At 41.2% G+C, this 1,586-nt stretch carries 1 protein-coding gene; it reads right to left on the bottom strand.

From position 1 onward, the window contains the following. Nucleotides 1-152: 152 nt before the first annotated feature. Complete coding sequence (locus FD26_RS10705; protein ID WP_002825823.1) at nucleotides 153-1,358, bottom strand: NAD(P)/FAD-dependent oxidoreductase; 1,206 nt, start codon at nucleotides 1,356-1,358, stop codon at nucleotides 153-155. Nucleotides 1,359-1,586 lie beyond the last annotated feature (228 nt).

The raw sequence follows: 1,586 nt of genomic DNA, 5'->3' as shown, positions 1-1,586 counted from the left end.
CAATTTTGTCTAACTTTTGTGTTGCACTTCATGCACTTTAAAATGAATCAAGGCTAGTTTTTATTTGCTACTGAGCCATCGTTAATGATGGCCATTTTGTTCTAAAGTACATTCGTGATGACGCAATGATTCACCGATATCTCATCCAGATACTAAGCCTTCTTCTCTCGAATGGAGCCCACCAGATCATCTGTAGCTGGAGCGTTCGCAAGCAATGCGCGAACATCATCAAGATTCACCTTAACATTCCAAACTAAAACACCAACTAACTTATCGGTATCTATGAAATAGACAAGCGATCCATGCGTTCGCCGATCAAAAATCAATTGCAATTTAGGATCAATATTACCGATTGCTTGCCAGGAAATATCAAAAATCATGGAATAGAAGTATGGGGTATGCTGATAGCTCATGTGAGCACCTGCCATATTACGGCCAACTAATTCACCAGAAAGTCGGGCATGGTCCACGTGCTCAATCCGTTGCCGACCCAAGATGTGATCTGGATAAGAGGCAATATCTCCAGCAGACCAGATGGCTGGGTCACTAGTATTGAGATACTCATTAACTTTCACACCACCATCAGCTAAATCCAAACAACTGTCTTCAGCTAAACTAATCCGCGGCGTAACGCCTAACCCAACAATGATCGTATCGGCTGCGATCACCGTACCATCCTTTGTCAATAGAGTCAAGTGGTCACCTTGGCGTTGATATGATTGGACAAACTGACCACTCATCAGTGTGACACCATTGCGTTTGAACGTGGCTTCATACTCAGTCCGAATAGACTCAGGAAATTTACCCTCACCCAGCGCTTTTTCTGGAAAAATCATCGTAACTTCAGTCTCATTTTGGGTCAGTGACGATGCGAGCTCTGTACCAACATATCCACCACCAATGATCACAACTCGCTTGTTCGGACCACTAAATTTACGTAACTTGCGATAATCTGACCACTGTCTAAAGACTAGCACATGTGGATCAGAAGGTCCCTGGATTTGTCTAGGTTCTCCGCCAGTTGCTAGCAATAGCTGTTCATACTTGATTTGCTCACTATCGGCCAATGTAATGACCTTATCTTGCCGATTAATAGCCGTAACCGTTGTCTTGAACTTAAAAGTCACATTGGGATAATTTTCAGCACCAATCTGAATGTTCTCTTCAGTAAATTCATCATCTAGCCATAGTTTTTTACTCAGTGCCGGTCGTTCATATGGGACATCCGCCTCTTGCGAAATAATTAAGATCTCACCCTCTGAATCTTCCTGTCGAATTCCCTTGATGGCATAGCCAGCAACCACTCCGCCACCAACAATGACGTATCGATAGCTGTTTGTCTGATCCAAATCACTCATCTAATCGCCTCCATAACTTTACTTTTTCTAGGATCATTGTAATATAAAAACGCCATGATTCGAAAAATAACGCTCAGAATTGTCAATCGTTGCTTGCTTTTATCAGAATAATAATTTTATTTACATACTGCTACAAAGCTATCAAATATCACTATGATCCAGATTTAGAATTGCGGATAACACAGCATAAAATAATATTATTTGGTAGATTGCAAATTTAATCCGAAT

Origin of the sequence: Companilactobacillus crustorum JCM 15951, from assembly GCF_001434585.1 — a bacterium.
In the GTDB taxonomy this organism is placed as follows: Bacteria; Bacillota; Bacilli; order Lactobacillales; family Lactobacillaceae; genus Companilactobacillus; species Companilactobacillus crustorum.
This window is presented reverse-complemented; position numbering and strand designations above follow the sequence as displayed.

Coding starts and splice junctions, on each gene's coding strand:
- FD26_RS10705 (WP_002825823.1), bottom strand. CDS start 1,358: ATGAGTGATTTGGATCAGACAAACAGCTATCGATACGTCATTGTTGGT.